Genomic DNA, 16626 nt, shown 5'->3' with positions numbered 1-16626 from the left:
TATGACGAAAACCAAAGACGCGATTATGGTGCTTTCAGGAGGCATGGACTCCACCACCATGCTCCATGACTATGCAGGTTCAATAGCCGCCGCCGTGACATTTCACTATGGCTCCAACCACAATGAACGCGAGGCGGCGTGTGCGCGCCTCCACTGCTCGATGCTCGGCATCGAGCTGATTGAGATAAATCTCGCTTTCATGTCACAATACTTTGAAAGTTCGCTTCTCAGCGGCGCCGACGCCATCCCGGAAGGTCACTACACTGATGAAAACATGAAATCGACCGTCGTCCCGTTCCGCAACGGCATAATGCTCGCAATAGCGGCGGGACTCGCCGAAAGCCGCAATCTGAAAGCTGTGATGATTGCCAACCATGCCGGTGACCATGCCATATATCCCGATTGCCGTCCCGGGTTTGTCAATGCCTTTGGCAAAGCCATAAGCGAGGGGACCTACGAGCACATAGAGCTGAGGTCGCCCTACACCCATCTCTCCAAGGGCGAGATTGCGGCAATAGGCAAACGCCTCGGCATAGACTATTCGACCACCTACTCCTGCTACAAAGGCGGCGAGAAACATTGTGGAAAATGTGGCACATGTGTCGAACGCCGCGAGGCCCTCGCCGAAGCGGGAATCACCGACACGACCACCTACGAGTCAGTCTGACAAATCATCCAAGAGTTTTTCAAGGCTTATATCCTTCGCTTTCACCGTAGCGTCGGAGCTTAAAAGATAAAGCGTAGGCAGCCGTCTGATGGCATAGAGCTCCTCCTCTTCCACAGGATTGCCGGGAGTGTAGACAGAAGTCCATCCGGCGGGCACGAGCCCCTTGACATCATCAAGCATAGCCTCCTCGCCCTCAAAGTACACAGCCACGACCTTCAGGCTGCCGCTCTCTATGCGCGACCTCACCGACGAAGACCGGTCAAGCGACTTGATGACATCAATGCAATGGTCACACTCAGGGTCATAAAACACCACAAGCGTCTCCCCATTGCCGTTAACAGCCGCCATCAGCGTTGACCTCTCGCCTGACGTCACATCCACAAGCGGAAAGTCGGCGGCAGGCTGCCCCGGACGGTTTTTCATAGCTTCGTCATGCTGATAACTATAACGCGAGAGCAACACCGGGTCAAGAAAGGCATCCCTGAGCACAACATCAAGCGCACAGAGATAAAGCGTCTCGTCATACATAGGCGACTCCGGCTCATAGAGATAGCGGTCGGCAAAGTTCAGCAAGAGCCGGTAGGCGGCTTGATTGTCCCGGGCGCGTCCAAACATATTGTCAAACGCCTCCTCGACAGCAAACAGCGACGAGGCATAAGGCATGACGCTCGCAAAATTAACAAACGTCTGCTCCATCCACTTCTCTTCGCCCGCCAATGTTGTGTCGCCCCACTCCATCGCATCCCAGAAGTGCATCAACACATAATCGGCACGCTCTGCCGGCTCACGCAGCGAATCGGGCACAACAGGCAAAGCCAGCTCCCTGTCACCATCACCGGCAGCACTAACGGCTGGCCCGCCTACCACTGCAGCCAAGACAGCAACCGGAACCATCAAACGGCTTATCACCGCAGCATACTTTACTATTAGTCTCTTCATCGGCTAAAAATTAGTTGTTTATCAATAAAAACAACAATCTACAATCACAAAATTAGAAAAATTTCCCCACTTACTTGCACGCAATTAAAAAAAACACTATCTTTGCACTCACAATTCAGGTCCCATAGCTCAGTTGGTTAGAGCACCTGACTCATAATCAGGGAGTCCTAGGTTCAAGCCCTAGTGGGACCACTTCTTGAAAATCAAGCAGTTACGAAACGAATCGTAGCTGCTTTTTCTTTTGCTTAGTCTCCATATATAGGTTTATCCGGGCATATATAAAGCCCAAACCAAATAAGTTTAGCCTTTGTGTCGTTAGAAACGTCAGTGGCTGAGGAAAAGAAAAAATATGGTAGCTACCGTGGAGGTGCGGATTTTTCTTGCCCTATTATCACTGAGTTACGAAAATTTTGTTGTAATTTTGCGTATGGCTACTCTCTCTAAAATATTGGTTTTGTGTGTTGGCTTTGCTCTTTCCTGTAACCTATGGGCGCAAAGCCGCGAATTCGGATGTCGTAATGTTGATGGAGTCTGGCAGGAAAAGACACATATAGTAGTTAATTCAGCATTTTTGGCAAGATACACCATAAATGCCGATTCAATCTGGTATTCAGTGAATGAATACGACGGATTAAATCCCATAAGGTCTTTTGGTGGAACATATACGATAGACCGTGATTCAATTAGTATACGGATACAGTATATAAAACGGGTTTCACATACCGCTATTTGCCGGGATCAGTTTTTGCCGGCAAACAACCAATGGTCAATACTTGACGAGGGCACATTAGTAACAGACACTTTGCCTGCTCCACAGCTGTTTGTTTTGCCAATAAAGATAGAGACCAAGACTCTTGTTATTGATGATATTCCTTTTAATTTAATAGCTGACGAACAACAATAACCGGTTATGATAAATCTAATTCGTATAATACTTCTTGCATCCATTCTATCTGTCGTGGTCGTTGGATGTGGCGGAGGTCGTAAATCCGAAAGTGTCGCGCCACGGCAAACGGCAGAGGACACCGTAATTGCAACGGTTCCTCAGGTTGTCAGAGGCAGGATTGTCGAAGATACCGTTATCGGCCACTGGACAATAAAAGCATTAAAAGACTCCAATGATGTAATTGTTGGACGACACGATTGGGCTGTAAGAGATTCATCCGTATTTCTTACCCTGTCGTATGACAGAAATATCGTGTACTCCGACAAGGAAATTCGCACGAAAGATTTGGTCGGCAACGAGGGTGAATATATGATGCAGTGGGGTGGCGAAGTCTTTTGGGACTCTGACTCCGCTATTTACTTGTCGTTTGGTTGCGTTCTTCCCGACACGGACGATGGCTGGAATATGCTGTATCAGATTCTACCCGACGGTACATCAAATATCATTGTCATTGATGTATATATGGGCGTTGATGGCTTTTATGTAGTGGCTGACTTCATGGCTCTGTATCTGAACGAAAGAGCCGTAGGCGCGTCATCGGCAGACTTGAAAAGACTGTATGGACAGTATTGCACCAAAGAGCTTGCCGAAGAACTATCAGCCGGTGCTTTTCCGATTGTTTTGGATGATACCGACTTTCGGCACGCTTATAAGACAATTCATATAGAACCTCAAGACGGCTTTACAGGACTTCCGCTGGAAAAGTATTCATTCGAGGTAAAGTTCAAACCGAACCCTAACGATGATAACGTGACCGACATCCTGTATATGGAAGTCGATGGCTCCACTAATAAGATTATAAAAATAGAGGCAATCGGGCGCAAAGTCATATAATCAACACGCCATAATAATGCTTTAAGCAATCACAATTAGCTGATTCCTTTTGTCAGGCGTGTTTTATAACATAGATTTGAAATAATATCCACATCGTGTTTTTTCATTAACTTTACGACTGAATAATAATTATTGAATGATCGAAGACTTAAACCGGCGTTAAGTTGTATTGGCATAAAAGAAAAACGAGTAAATGGCTTGCAGAGGAACTCGGTAAGAATCCTTCCACTGTTTCTAAATGGTGTACCAATGTAAGTCAGCCGGATTTGCAGACATTATACAAAATAGCGGCTTTATTAGAAGTTGATCCTCGACAGCTTATAACAGGCAAATAAATTAGACAATCCCTATCAGCCATGACGATTGACGATATAAAGACATTGATTGCTTCGGATGAGTCGCGGACTCTGGAGCTGAAGAAGACTACCGGCGAATTGAAGGACGGTATGCATGCGGCGTGCGCGTTTCTGAATACGGGATGTATCAATAATAGGAACGTTAAGTATGACCGCTATTTAACCATTAAATTTTTTATATAGATATGGCTCTACCTATAAATATAGAAGACCTGTAAATATAGAAGACCTGCTGAATAAACAAAAGATAGAATCCAACCGTATTGAGTTTAAGCGCGGATGGAATCCGGATAAGATCTACCATACAATATGAGCCTTTGCTACCGACCTTGATAATACGGGAAGCGGATATATACTTGTTGGGGTAGAACAGGATGAGAATGGAATTGCTAAACGCCCGGTTAAAGGGTTGCCGATAGAAACGATCGATGGAATACTGCAGGACATGGTAGGATATGATGCCAAAATCACGTCATCAAACCTAAGATCCGTAGCTTATAATAGCAGAGTTTCAAAGGAAGAAGTTGATGGTCAGAGCATTCTCGTGATCTGGGTGCCTACTGGCGCTAATCGTCCATATTGTGTTCCGGAAAGCATCGTTACCAAGGGTAAGTCTCCTCTCAAATATTACATACGCAGCAAGGCCTCAACCATAGAAGCACGAGGAGAAGCCTTGGATGAGGTTCGTAATTTGGCAGACCGCACTCCTTTTGATGAACGAGGGAATGAGGCAATTAAGATTCAAGATATCTCAGGAATTCTGGTATATGAGCATCTTAAGGCTGTAAAAAGCAAATTGGCTGACAATTTTATTGGTCGACCGCTAATGGATATTCTGGATGAAATGGATTTGTTGGTCTGCCCTACAGAAAACCAATCCATAAAGAATGTGGCTGCAATGATGTTTTCTGAACATCCTGAGAAATTTTTCCCAGTGACGCAAGTTGATATGGTTATTTTTCCGGAAGGAAGTGTTGAAAATCCGGATTTAATGATTGAAGTTCCAAAGATTACAGGGCCTGTCCCTCGGATGATAAAGGAGACTTTGTCATACTTACGCACTAACGTTATTAAAAAACAGATTACAAAGCCGTCAAATGATGAAAAATCGGATAAAATTTACAATTATCCTTATCAAGCTTTTGAAGAGGCTGTTGTTAATGCTCTTTATCATCGTGACTATCAAGAAAGAGAACCAGTTGAAATTACAATTGAGCCTACACATATTGACATTTTAAGTTACGCAGGGCCTGACCGTTCGATCAGCTCAGAAGCGATAAAATCAGCTCGAAAGTTAAAGGCACGGAGATACAGAAACAGAAGATTGGGAGACTTCCTAAAGGAGCTGGATTTAACCGAAGGTCGAGCCACGGGGATACCTACAATCCAAAAGGCATTGAGAGAAAATGGATCATCACCTGCAGTTATTGACACAGATGATGACAGAACATATTTTCTTATGACAATACCTTGTAGAGAGGTTTTTTCAAATGAAGTTGTAAATACCATCAATAGTGTTGAAAATTATATTGGCGATGGACTTGGACAGATACTTGGACAAAATGCTGTCCAAGTTCAAGAATCTATTAATCAGCGTGTTATTACGGATAAAATTCAACTTGGACAAATACTTGAGCAACTATTTGTCCAAGCATGGAATAGTTCTAAGATAAAAGATAATGCTACTGAAATGATATCAGCCACAATTGATCTTCTATGTATGTTGCATGAAAGCCAGCTTTCTGCTAATGAACTTTCAATTAGGCTTGATTATACATCCACAAAAGATCTCAAAAGGAAAATAATCTCACCTTTGATAAAGCTCAAATATATTACAATGACGAATCCTGACAAGCCCACAAGTGCAAAGCAGGCTTATAAGCTTACGGGAAAAGGAGAATCATTATTTAAACCCTGAGAAATTATGACGATTATGGATATAAAGGCTTGATTGCTTCAGATGAGTCATTTCCCTACAACCGCAATATGGCACATGCTCTATACCGCTCAACCTTCCTTGAAAGCTGGGGCAGCGGCATCCACCGCATCATCGAAGCCTGCCGCGAGCAAGGCGTCGAAGACCCGACATGGCGTTGGGACGGCGGCTCCGTTTATGTCACCTTCAAACGACCGGCTAAGCACGGTTCAAATATCGCACAAGTACAGTCCAAGCAAGATGATGAACCGCTCAACCACCGCTCAACCACCGCTCAACCACCGCTCAACCATCAATAAATGGTCAGATTCAGAGTTCACCAGAGATGAATCAAGTTCACCAGAAAACCAATATCAGTTCACCAGAAAGTTCACTGGAAACCATTATAAGTTCACCGGAATTCAATAACAGTTCATCAGACCAGAAAGTCTTGATGTTATTGAACCATGATAGCAGACTCACCTTAGATAAAATAGCAGAGTATCTGAATATGACAAAGAGAGGTGTGCAGAAAATTACAAACCGTCTACAGCAATCTGGCGCTATTTCAAGAAAGGGTGCTAATAAGAATGGAGAATGGGTTGTAAATAAGGAATCTTAACTCATGCCATATATCTTAATATCCCATATATTCGTTATATAGATACGACAAGTGAGGGAACTTGCAGGTAATCCATACTTTGGCGGAGCAGAGCGATGAAAAGCGATGCAATGCGCCTCGAGAGCGAATGTTGCAGTTGCCGAAGCAATGCCTGCCTCTTTATTACGACCGACTCTCGTGGAGACACATCCCATGACCACATAATCTACTTTTTCGCTCTTTGAGTGCGCATCATGTTTACATATAAGCCTTTTCCGTCGGGATGCCAGTAATCAGCCCTCCGAGCTCTTTTTCTGTCACTTCTTATCAGTCGGAATGAGCATTTTGTATTGTCAACCTCATAAGAGTCATATGCTATATCAGAGTAACCGAAGTCAGTCAATATACCGATTTTGTCCCCTCTGCGGGTCATAAAGAAAATCATCGGCTCACACTCGGTCATCAGTTCATCTTCGTAGATTTCATCAGCGACCGGCGGCATCACTGTCTTCAAACCGACCAATCCAACCCCATATCTTCCGCGGCATTTTATGATTGGAGCAGTAACTGACATCGCGCCCCATTTCATAGTCTCCTTGTCCTGAATAAAGAACAGCCGTCGTTCATGCCGCTCCGGGATTATGGCGTTGTAGCGAAATTCGGTCAGCAATATCGGCTGACCGGACAATGACGCCAAAGCCCATGCCTCTCCATCTGATACCGGAATGATGCAGGGATTACTGTTTATGGCATCAAATTGCGTGAACACATCGCCAAAACATTCGGGCAACAACCGTTCACCGGTCGGAGAAACCAAGCCAACCAAACCATTATCCCCTGTCTTTCGCGGACGCCAGTCATATCGAGTGTCATAGAGCTTTAACCGCCGGTATTTTCTGCGTGACTCCTCATCGTCACAAATGGCTCGATCGGCACTTTGTCAACCCGTTCATCGGTCAACGCGCCACTACTTCCAAAGGGCGAATACCACCATCGGAGAGCAGCCCTCTTTGCATCGCGTTCCATCTTCACGAAGTCGTCATCACCGGGCATGACGTTACCATCCTTATCCCCTCCGAACCCTCCATTCTCAAGAGCTTTACACGTGGTGTATTCCAGAAACTTACAATATTCCTTGAGTGCCGTATGCCATTTCCGAAAAGTCGCCGAGCATATCGTCTCCTCAACCTTTTTCCCGTCAGTGACTCCGGTTTTCGCTTCGGCTGCCGCCTCATCGGCAAATGAAGCATACCATGATATGACATCAAGCTGATTCTCCAGTTGTATCCGTGCGGCAATCTGACATCCGATAAACTCCGAAAAATTTTCCGTCGGTGTCTCAAAGGCCTCCCTGACATCACTGAACCAACCCAGCACAGATTCGTTCCAGCATGTTTTAGCAATTTTACGCAGACTGCGCACATATTCCTTTGCCTTATCGGGCTTCTTTCCTCTTTTTTCGACACACCAGTTTATGAAATCATCTTTCATGTAGGGCGTCATGTCGAAAGAAGGCTGCATGTTATTTGATTGTTCCATATTTACTTTTTTTTACGACGGCTAAATTACAACAATTCCCCAAATATCGGGCATGGCGATATTTGAGGAATGTATCATATTGTCTTAGAGCACATTACAGCCTATGCGGACTGAAAAATCGTCATTTTCCGCTTTTTCCCAGATTTTGACAGTTTAGAGCCATATCGGCGCGAGATACTTGGAAAGTATATAACCGCCGCCTATCAGCCACACATCAAGACAGAAGGCAAGGACAAACGGTTTTGCACCGGCTTTCTTGAACTTGTCAATGCTTGTCTCCGCACCAAGCGCGGCCATAGCCATAGTAAGAAGGAATGTGTCGAAATAATTGATTGCCTCTACAAATACAGGAGGAAGAAGGTTGAACGAGTTAAAACCGATCACAGCAAGGAAGCCTACGGCAAACCAGGGTATATTGACCTTACCCTTCTCTGCCGATGTACCGTTTTTGGCGTTGCGGCGAGCAACCCAGAAACCGAGCACAAGCAATACCGGCACAAGCAGCATCACACGTATCATCTTGACAATGATGGAGACATTGGAAACATCGGTACCCATAGCGTTGCCGGCACCCACGGCATGAGCCACTTCATGAAGAGTGGAGCCGCAGTAAATACCCATCTCCTGCGCGTTCAGGTCAAGCCATCCCGAGCGATAGGCGACCGGATAAAGGAACATGGATATAGTTCCGAATATCACCACTGTGGCTACAGCGACAGCCGTCTTGTAAGGCTGGGTGCGTATGGTTGACTCCGCGCCAAGCACTGCGGCAGCACCGCATATACCGCTGCCTATCGAGGTGAGCAACGCCGTGTCGCGGTCCATCTTGAGCATGCGCCCTATCCATATACCTCCCAATATAGTGACCACCACAATAATCGCGTCGACCACTATACCAGCCACGCCGACATTTACTATATCCTGAAATGTAAGCCTGAATCCATAAAGGATAATACCGAGACGCAATATCTTCTTTGAACAGAACTGAATGCCGGGCACCCATGTCTCCGGCAGGTTATTGCGCAGCGAGTTGGCATATAACATACCCAGGATTATACCAATAATCATCGGGCTGAACGAGATGTCTTTTAAAAATTGCGCTTCTCCAATGTAAAACGCGGCACACGCGAACAATGCAATCAGCAGTATACCATGCAACATGCTGATGCGCTTTTCTGAAATATTCGGCATTTAAATTTCAAGTTTAGAATTTTAGTTATAATTTTATTAATGCAATTTAAGCTATAAAATGTCATTAACCGAATGGCAAGAGTCAGAAGCCTCTTTGCCACACACCCTCATTTTAATAACGACAGCCGTAGATGAAGGTTCATAATAATTGGCAATTGTAGCTTTGTCGGTTCAAAAAACCACGCCGGCAGAAATCTTGAATCGCGGAAACTCTGTCGTCTCAACTTTCCGGCGGCAAAATTAGAAAAAATCATTGATATATCATCATGTTTTCAATTCATTGACTCTTCGTAGCATTTAATAATGCTAAAATTGCAAAAAATATCTCGTAAAAGTTGATTTTTAGCCCTATTTCGCGCCATCACGACTTTTCTCCGGAAAAACTGACCAATTTTTAGTAAAACCGGATGTCTTTTCATCAATTTGCAACGAACTATTTTTGCTCATTTTAAGTTATATTTGCATCCTGAAAAATCATTGAGGAGATTTATAAAGAAAATCAAAAAAACGAGGGTATATATTATGCGATTATCCAGATTCAGATCACTACTGTGTTGCGTGATGCTTGGAGCCACATTTGCCGGGGCACAGACCGCGGCCGAAGCACCGGGCACTTACTCGCTTGACTCTTGCCGCGCGATGGCAATCGCCAACAACAAGCAGATGCGTATAAAAGCCGAGCAGGTAAAAGCCGCCGGCTACCAGAAGAAAGAAGCCTTTGCAGCCTATCTCCCGGCAATCGACTTTGCCGGAGGATATACCTATAACCAGAAGAAGCTGTCAATATTTGACTCCGACCAGCACCTGCCTATACAGACCTTTGACGGCAAGGGCTACAGCTTCGACCTTGTAACGGGACCCGACGGCATGCCGGTGAAAGGGCCTAACGGAGAGTATATCCCCAAGAATGTGGCATATCTGCCCAAGGATGCCATGACCTACGACATCCACAATGTATTTTTCGGAGCCGTGACTCTCACCCAGCCCATCTTCATGGGCGGAAAGATCGTGGCGATGAACAAAATCACGAAATATGCCGAGGAACTGGCTCGCTCTCTGCAGGACAACAGCGCAGAAGATATAATATATGCCGTCGATGCAGCCTACTGGCAGGTAGTGTCGCTCAACGCGAAGCATGAGCTTGCCACAAGCTATGTCGCCCTTCTTGACACCCTCCACAACAATGTGCAGGCGATGATCAACGAAGGAGTGGCAACACGCAGCGACCTGCTTACCGTAGACGTGAAACTCAACTCGGCAAACGTCGACCTCGTGAAAGTGGAAAACGGGCTTACCCTGTCACGCATGGCGCTCGCCCAGCTCTGCGGACTTCCCGTAAACTCCGACATGCACCTTGTCGATGAAAATGCCGACCGACCCGACCAGGCGCCGATAGCCACAGAATACAACATGACCGACGTATATTCCCGCCGACCCGACCTGCACGCGCTTGAACTCGGCGTGAAAATCGCCGGCGAGAAAAGCAAGGTGGCGCTCTCGTCAATGCTCCCCAACCTTGCACTTGTAGGAGCCTACTCTTTCTCCAACCCCAACATGTATGACGGATTCAAGAAGCGCTTCAACGGGGCGTTTTCGGTAGGAGCAATGCTCACAATACCCATCTGGCACTGGGGCGGAAACTACAACAAATACCGCGCCTCCAAGACCGATGTCAACATCATGAAGCTTCAGCTTGAAGACGCTAAAGAAAAAATCGAGCTACAGGTAAGCCAGGCGGCATTCAAGGCACGCGAGGCGATGAAGACCTACGCCATGACTCAGGCCAATCTCACCAAAGCCGATGAGAATCTGCGCCAGGCACAACTCGGCTTTAAAGAAGGAGTCTCCACGACCGACAATGTGATGGAAGCCCAGACCGCCTGGCTCAAAGCCAACTCTGAAAACATCGATGCCGAAATCGACGTGAACCTGTGTCGCGTCTACCTGTCAAAGGTGATCGGCACAATGGATTACGAAACTTATTACGATACAGAAAAATAGCATTTGGATATGGCAAACATAGATCAATCATCAGGACAAGTCACCACCAAGAAAGAAAACGCCCTCGTAGGCACTCTTGTAATCGTGGTAATCGCAGTTGCACTGCTCGCGCTCATCGGGTTTCTCTTTCTGAAGCCCAAGTCACAAATCATCGAAGGACAGGCCGAAGCGACCTCAGTACGCATATCAGGCAAGCTCCCGGGACGTGTCGTGGAGTTTTACGTAACCGAAGGACAGAAAGTGAAAGCCGGCGACACCCTTGTCCACATCCACTCCTCTGTAGCCGACGCCAAGCTATATCAGGCTGAAGCGATGAAAGAAGCTGCCGCCGCACAAAACAAGAAGATTGATGCCGGTACCCGCAAGCAGATAGTCCAGAGCGCCTACGACCTCTGGCAGCAGGCTATCGCCGCCAAAAATATCACTGAAAAGACCTACAACCGCATGGAGTCACTCTTCAAGCAGGATGTTGTGTCGGCTCAGAAACGTGACGAGGCATATGCCGCCTATACAGCGGCCGTGTCGGGCGAAAGCGCTGCCAAGAGCCAGTACATGATGGCAAAAGAGGGTGCGCAGTCAGAAGACAAGGTTAGCTCTAAAGCGCTTGTAAATGCCGCGCAGGGAAGCGTGATGGAGGTAGAGGCTCTTCTCCAGGACCAGTATCTTACTGCTCCCGCCGACGGTGAAATCGACATCATCTATCCTCATGAAGGCGAACTCGTGTCACTCGGCACCCCTATCATGAACCTTGTCAAGATTTCCGACAAGTGGGTGACATTCAATGTGCGTGAAGAGCTGCTTAACGACCTCCCCATGGGCAAAGAAATAGAGGTGATGATTCCCGCCCTTGACAAGAAGATTGTAAAGGCAAAGGTTTACTATATCCGTGACATGGGCACATATGCCATTTGGCGTTCAACCAAGGCGACAGGTGAATGGGACAGCCGCACGTTCCAGATCAAGGCACGCCCGACAGAAGACCTACCCGACCTTCGCCCCGGAATGTCAGTAATCTACGACGCCCCCGGCAAATAAACCATAGTCCAACAATAAGACCCAAACAACCATGCATTTCAACTGGTCAGCACTAAAAAACGCCATTGTCGATGGAGTGAGGCAGCTCGCAAGCCGCCCCATATACCTGCTCACAATGGTAGGCGTACCGCTCTTCTGCACCTTCTTCTTCCTCGATTTCATGAACGAAGGACTCCCGCTGAAGACCCCCGCTGCTGTTGTTGACCTCGACAATACGCCTGTATCGCGCAATGTGACACGCAATCTCGGAGCCTCCGAACTGGTCGACATAAAGTATCACCCCACAAGCTACGCCGACGCAATGGAGTTGTTGAAAAGCGCCAAGATCTATGGCTTCTTCATGATTCCGCGCGACTTCGAGGCCGATGCCGAGGCAGGCAGGGAGACAGCCATCACATATTACTGCAATATGGCATACTTCATCCCGGGAACACTGTCGTTCAAGACCTTCAAGCAGACGGCAGTGACCACCTCAGGCTCCATCGTGATGACTACGCTCGTGGGAGTCGGTGTCAACGAAGGGCTTGTAAGCAACCTTATGCAGCCGGTCGTAACCCAGGCTCATGTCATCGGCAACCCCTGGCTCAACTACTCGATTTACCTCAGTAACTCGTTTCTGCCATGCCTGCTCCAGCTGATAATCTTCCAGGTCACGGCATTCTCGATACTACAGGAAATCAAGCGAGGCACTTCCATTCAGTGGATTAAAGACGCCGGAGGCTCTGTCACAATCGCATGTGCCGGAAAACTGCTGCCTCAATTTGTAATCTTCTCGATTACGGGGCTTGCCATGCAGGCGATGATGTATGGGTTCTGGGATTTCCCGCTCAACAGCAATCCTCTCAACATGATTGCGGCGATGCTGCTTATGGTAGCCGCAAGCCAGGCGTTTGCCCTGCTCATATCCTGCATCATCCCCAATCTGCGTTTCGCGCTGTCGGTGCTCTCGCTGCTTGGCATCCTGTCATTCTCCGTAGGAGGCTTCTCCTTCCCCGTGGAAGACATGTATCCCGCCATCGGCATCTTCTCTTACATAATCCCGGCGCGCTATTACTTCCTGATTTACGCCAACACAGCGCTTAACGGATATGAGATATTCTATTGCCGCTGGGACTACATAGCGCTGATTCTGTTCCCGCTCGCCCCTATGGGAATGTTGTGGAAACTCAAGCGTTACAGCCTCAACCCGGTGTATATCCCCTGATGATTCATGATTATGAAAAAGATTATCGACAACATAAAAAGATGGTGGCACACTCTGTTTCAGGTGTGGATAAAAGAGTACCGTCTCGTATTTTCCGACCTCGGAGTGCTGCTTTTCTTCATAGCCCTGCCGCTTGCCTATCCTATCGTCTACACTCTCATATATAACCCCGAGATAGTGTATGACGTGCCTGTGGCAGTGGTCGACAACTGCCGCACAGCCGACAGCCGTCAGTTTGCCCGCATGATTGACGCCTCCCCTTACACGAAGGTTGCAGGATATGCCTCCGACCTTGAAGAAGCCAAGACATGGATGAAAGAGCGCAAAGTCTACGGTATAATGGAGCTGCCCCACGATTATTCACGCAAAATAGGCAGAAACGAACAGGCGGTAGTGCCGATATATTGCGACATGAGCCTGCTGCTGCGCTACAAGAGCATATTGCTTGCCACGACCGACGTGTCGCTCCAGCTCGGGTCAGACATACGCACAAAGAAAATCGATTACTCGCCGGTAGCACTGCTCTCCACAGCCGTAGGAAGCACCGTCAGCACGGAGTCATTCTTCCTTGGCGATGTCACCCAGGGATTTGCCTCGTTTGTCATGATTGGAATCGTGGTGCTCATCCTGCAGCAGAGCCTTGTGCTCGGAGTGCTTATGCTTGGCGGAGGCAGCAGCGAGCGTCGCCGCAAAAACCGCGGCATTGACCCGGAGGAGACCGACGGACCGATGTCGGCGAGCATTCTTGGCAAGAGCCTCTGCTACCTCACGATATATGCACCGCTGACAATCTATATCCTGCACTATATACCGGTGATGTTCAGCCTGCCGCATATCGGCAATCCGCTCGACTATCTGACCTTTATACTGCCGATGCTTCTTGCCTCGACATTCCTCGGACAGATGCTGCGCCCGCTTGTGGTGGAGCGAGAGAGCTCATTTTTGGTATTTGTGTTTACTTCGGTGCTGTTTCTCTTCCTGTCGGGTCTTACATGGCCGCGACCGGCAATGAGCGATGTATGGTTCATGCTGTCAAGCCTCGTGCCTGCGACATGGGGTATAGAAGGCTTCATAGGCATCAACTCCAATGGCGCCACCCTCGGTGAGATGTCGACGCCCTATCTCATGCTCTGGGCTCTCACTATCGCCTACTATTTCATCGCAGTGATAATAGAGAAATGGTGTAAGCGTCGCGACCTGCGCCACTACAAGGTGCCGTCAGTGCCCTGATTTCCATCAATAGGAAGAATAAACAGGAAGCGAGCCCCGTCGCTGTAGGAAGTGTCGACCATGACCCTTCCTCCGAGCATTTCCGCAATAAAACGGCAAATGTGCAGCCCGAGTCCTGTGCCGGTCTGATAGCGGCTCAGCTTGACAAAGCGCTCAAATATCACTTCTTCCTTACCGTCAGGGACACCTATGCCCGTATCAGTGACCGAAAATACCACTTCATTGCGTTTTTCGTCCACTTCATAGTCAAGTGTTATTTTCCCGCTGTCAGTGTATTTCACCGCATTTGACAAGAAATTATTAAGCACCTGCTCGACTCTTACCGGATCGATAAACAGGGTGAAGTCAGCCTTGTCAGCAGCTCCGGCAAACTCCATCTCGACTCCCTCACGTGTCTTCCGTGACATATTTGTCACGCAGAGCGTGCAAAGCTTACGCAATGACACAGGCTGGCGCGACAGCCTTATTTCGCCACACTCCATCATCGAGATGTCAAGCACGTCGTTGACAAGAGTGCGCAGCAACTCGCTGTTTTCGCTTATTATCTGGGAATATCTGTCAATGCCGCCCTTCATATTGTCGGGCACAGAATCGACGATAAGCTGCGAAAATCCGGTTATGGCGTTAAGCGGCGTGAGTATCTCATGGCGCATGTTCTGGATAAATTGCGTCTGGGTCATGCTGGCTTGCTCCGCCTGGTCACGTGCCTGTACAAGCTCCTCTTGCATCTCAAGAAGATTTTTCTTCTCATTTTGCAGGCTGACCTTCGACTGTTCAAGGCTGACGGCAAGACGACGGGTGCGGGTGTACATAATGGCAAGCACGATGATGAGTGAAATCAGCAACACCAACGCAATCGCCGAGAGTATCAATGCCTTGTGATGCCATGATGTTTCAGCGGTCTGTTTCTCAATCTGCAGACGCGCCTTCTCCGCCTTCAGGTCGGAAACATCATACAAAATCTGCAACTCATTATATCGGTCTATCGCCTCATTCTGCAGAAATGCCTCAAGCTCGATGTTATATGACTTTACCGCATAGAGCTGTGTCTCCTTGTCACCGACCGCTTCAGCCGCCTCTGTCATGAACCGGAAAAACTGTCGGCGGTACTGACGGTTTTTATCATTGAGTACCTGCTCTTTAAGCAAAGGCAACGCTTCGGCATAGCGGCGGTTGGCCATAAGGTAATATATGGTAGCACGCTTATTGGATTCCAGGTCGCGCGCTACATCCTCATTACGCGAGGCGATACTGTTCACACTCTTATAATAGCGCTCAACCTCCTCGGGTTTAAGCTCTGGGAAATTACCGAGCAGCCTGGTAAAGCACAGATACTCGTTCACGTCATAGTTACGGTAATTCCGGCCTTTCTCCCTGTACATCTTTTTCAAGCGCCAGATTTCTTTCAGCAGCTCCTTGTCGGCTGCGACAGCTTCAGGATAGTTCTGTTTATATGACTCGATAATAGCGCGTTGAGTAAGATACATGTTGCGCACTGCATTGCTCCTGTCTTTCGGGAGAGTGTCGATAAGTTCACCGAGCTTCTTCATGTATTTGCTGTATAAATCGCCCTGTGAGCTTATGCTGAGACAGACACACAATTCATACAGACGGCGTATACCGGCATGTATGTTATCGTTATCGTCACCGCCACGGTCATATTGCTTTATAAGCTTTTTCATTATCTCCTGACGCTCACTTTCACCGGCGCGGCGATACTTGTAAGACAATCGGTTGACCAAGATAAACGTAAGCGTCTCTTCTTTATCATCACTGTCGGGCAACGACTCGGCGAGATTCTGGTAATGCTCCATTATCGAGTCGGAGCCAAGATAAAGATTGGTATTGTTGCGAAGTATGTCAAGCTGCACGGCGGTGTCACCGGAGCGCGATGCCACGTCATATATAATCATGCCGGTTTCAGCCCGCATCCCGCGCTCCGACAGGTCATATAGATCATACAGCGTGGCAATACTGTCTTTAGGAGTTGTCTTGTGGGCAAGAGTGCGGAATAAAGAGTCGCGGGTCTCTTGCATATTTAGCCGAGGAGTCGCACCGCAGAATCCATATACGGCAATTAATAATAACGTCCAATAAATTCTTAACACGTCGTTAAATGGTATTTTTTATGTTTATGTTAGCTGATAGGTGAGTTAGATTAGATTGCA

General features: G+C 47.6%; 14 protein-coding genes, 1 tRNA gene and 1 pseudogene. 11 read left to right on the top strand and 5 right to left on the bottom strand.

Going from position 1 to position 16626, the window contains the following annotated elements; all coding sequences use genetic code 11:
• The first annotated feature begins 1 nt into the window (after position 1).
• On the top strand, positions 2–667 hold the full coding sequence (gene queC, locus E4T81_RS09380) for a 7-cyano-7-deazaguanine synthase QueC (RefSeq protein WP_135043879.1): 666 nt from the start codon (positions 2–4) through the stop codon (positions 665–667).
• Here the strand turns inward: queC and E4T81_RS09375 are convergent.
• On the bottom strand, positions 659–1606 hold the full coding sequence (locus tag E4T81_RS09375) for a DUF5106 domain-containing protein (RefSeq protein WP_135043877.1): 948 nt from the start codon (positions 1604–1606) through the stop codon (positions 659–661). The genes queC and E4T81_RS09375 overlap by 9 nt on opposite strands.
• A gap of 118 nt (positions 1607–1724) precedes the next feature.
• Between E4T81_RS09375 and E4T81_RS09370 the strand changes: the two genes are divergently transcribed.
• The 6 genes and pseudogenes from E4T81_RS09370 (at position 1725) to E4T81_RS09340 (ending at position 5977) form a co-directional block, all read left to right on the top strand.
• Positions 1725–1798, top strand: a tRNA-Ile gene (locus tag E4T81_RS09370).
• A gap of 157 nt (positions 1799–1955) precedes the next feature.
• Positions 1956–2510 carry a hypothetical protein gene (locus tag E4T81_RS09365; protein WP_135043875.1) on the top strand — a complete coding sequence of 185 codons (555 nt, stop codon included), beginning with the start codon at positions 1956–1958 and terminating at the stop codon, positions 2508–2510.
• 6 nt (positions 2511–2516) lie between these two features.
• Positions 2517–3386 carry a hypothetical protein gene (locus tag E4T81_RS09360; RefSeq protein WP_135043873.1) on the top strand — a complete coding sequence of 290 codons (870 nt, stop codon included), beginning with the start codon at positions 2517–2519 and terminating at the stop codon, positions 3384–3386.
• Between the two features lie 136 nt (positions 3387–3522).
• Positions 3523–3721, top strand: a pseudogene (locus E4T81_RS09355) (helix-turn-helix domain-containing protein).
• Positions 3722–4187: 466 nt separating this feature from the next.
• Entirely contained in the window at positions 4188–5660 is a 1473-nt protein-coding gene (locus E4T81_RS09345) for a Fic family protein (protein WP_245207047.1), read from the top strand.
• Positions 5661–5689: 29 nt separating this feature from the next.
• Positions 5690–5977, top strand: a complete 288-nt coding sequence (locus E4T81_RS09340) for an ATP-binding protein (RefSeq protein WP_167761820.1) — start codon at positions 5690–5692, stop codon at positions 5975–5977.
• A 507-nt stretch (positions 5978–6484) separates the two neighbouring features.
• Here E4T81_RS09340 and E4T81_RS09330 read toward each other — a convergent pair.
• The 3 genes from E4T81_RS09330 to E4T81_RS09320 form a co-directional block, all read right to left on the bottom strand.
• Positions 6485–7075 (bottom strand): hypothetical protein, encoded by a 591-nt coding sequence (locus tag E4T81_RS09330; RefSeq protein WP_135043868.1) that lies wholly within the window; start codon positions 7073–7075, stop codon positions 6485–6487.
• A gap of 62 nt (positions 7076–7137) precedes the next feature.
• Positions 7138–7797, bottom strand: a complete 660-nt coding sequence (locus E4T81_RS09325; protein WP_135043866.1) for a hypothetical protein — start codon at positions 7795–7797, stop codon at positions 7138–7140.
• Positions 7798–7950: 153 nt separating this feature from the next.
• A complete protein-coding gene (locus tag E4T81_RS09320) occupies positions 7951–8958 on the bottom strand; it encodes a YeiH family protein (protein ID WP_135043960.1) in 1008 nt (335 codons plus the stop codon).
• Between the two features lie 552 nt (positions 8959–9510).
• Here E4T81_RS09320 and E4T81_RS09315 point away from each other — a divergent pair.
• From E4T81_RS09315 to E4T81_RS09300, 4 genes are read left to right on the top strand one after another with little or no spacing between them, the layout of a single operon-like run.
• Entirely contained in the window at positions 9511–10989 is a 1479-nt protein-coding gene (locus E4T81_RS09315) for a TolC family protein (RefSeq protein ID WP_245207046.1), read from the top strand.
• Between the two features lie 9 nt (positions 10990–10998).
• Positions 10999–12024 (top strand): HlyD family secretion protein, encoded by a 1026-nt coding sequence (locus E4T81_RS09310; protein WP_135043864.1) that lies wholly within the window; start codon positions 10999–11001, stop codon positions 12022–12024.
• A 31-nt stretch (positions 12025–12055) separates the two neighbouring features.
• Positions 12056–13228: an ABC transporter permease gene (locus tag E4T81_RS09305; protein WP_135043862.1), complete on the top strand. Its 1173-nt coding sequence runs from the start codon at positions 12056–12058 to the stop codon at positions 13226–13228.
• A 12-nt stretch (positions 13229–13240) separates the two neighbouring features.
• Positions 13241–14458 (top strand): ABC transporter permease, encoded by a 1218-nt coding sequence (locus E4T81_RS09300; RefSeq protein WP_167761819.1) that lies wholly within the window; start codon positions 13241–13243, stop codon positions 14456–14458.
• Here the strand turns inward: E4T81_RS09300 and E4T81_RS09295 are convergent.
• Positions 14434–16494 carry a HAMP domain-containing sensor histidine kinase gene (locus E4T81_RS09295; RefSeq protein ID WP_135043858.1) on the bottom strand — a complete coding sequence of 687 codons (2061 nt, stop codon included), beginning with the start codon at positions 16492–16494 and terminating at the stop codon, positions 14434–14436. The two genes, E4T81_RS09300 and E4T81_RS09295, sit on opposite strands and share 25 nt — an antisense overlap.
• Positions 16495–16626 lie beyond the last annotated feature (132 nt).

Origin of the sequence: Barnesiella sp. WM24, assembly GCF_004570975.1 — a bacterium.
GTDB lineage: Bacteria > Bacteroidota > Bacteroidia > Bacteroidales > Muribaculaceae > Muribaculum.
This window is presented reverse-complemented; position numbering and strand designations above follow the sequence as displayed.

Coding starts and splice junctions, on each gene's coding strand:
- queC (WP_135043879.1), top strand. CDS start 2: ATGACGAAAACCAAAGACGCGATTATGGTGCTTTCAGGAGGCATGGAC.
- E4T81_RS09375 (WP_135043877.1), bottom strand. CDS start 1,606: ATGAAGAGACTAATAGTAAAGTATGCTGCGGTGATAAGCCGTTTGATG.
- E4T81_RS09365 (WP_135043875.1), top strand. CDS start 1,956: ATGGTAGCTACCGTGGAGGTGCGGATTTTTCTTGCCCTATTATCACTG.
- E4T81_RS09360 (WP_135043873.1), top strand. CDS start 2,517: ATGATAAATCTAATTCGTATAATACTTCTTGCATCCATTCTATCTGTC.
- E4T81_RS09345 (WP_245207047.1), top strand. CDS start 4,188: ATGGTAGGATATGATGCCAAAATCACGTCATCAAACCTAAGATCCGTA.
- E4T81_RS09325 (WP_135043866.1), bottom strand. CDS start 7,797: ATGGAACAATCAAATAACATGCAGCCTTCTTTCGACATGACGCCCTAC.
- E4T81_RS09320 (WP_135043960.1), bottom strand. CDS start 8,958: ATGTTGCATGGTATACTGCTGATTGCATTGTTCGCGTGTGCCGCGTTT.
- E4T81_RS09315 (WP_245207046.1), top strand. CDS start 9,511: ATGCGATTATCCAGATTCAGATCACTACTGTGTTGCGTGATGCTTGGA.
- E4T81_RS09310 (WP_135043864.1), top strand. CDS start 10,999: ATGGCAAACATAGATCAATCATCAGGACAAGTCACCACCAAGAAAGAA.
- E4T81_RS09305 (WP_135043862.1), top strand. CDS start 12,056: ATGCATTTCAACTGGTCAGCACTAAAAAACGCCATTGTCGATGGAGTG.
- E4T81_RS09300 (WP_167761819.1), top strand. CDS start 13,241: ATGAAAAAGATTATCGACAACATAAAAAGATGGTGGCACACTCTGTTT.
- E4T81_RS09295 (WP_135043858.1), bottom strand. CDS start 16,494: ATGCAAGAGACCCGCGACTCTTTATTCCGCACTCTTGCCCACAAGACA.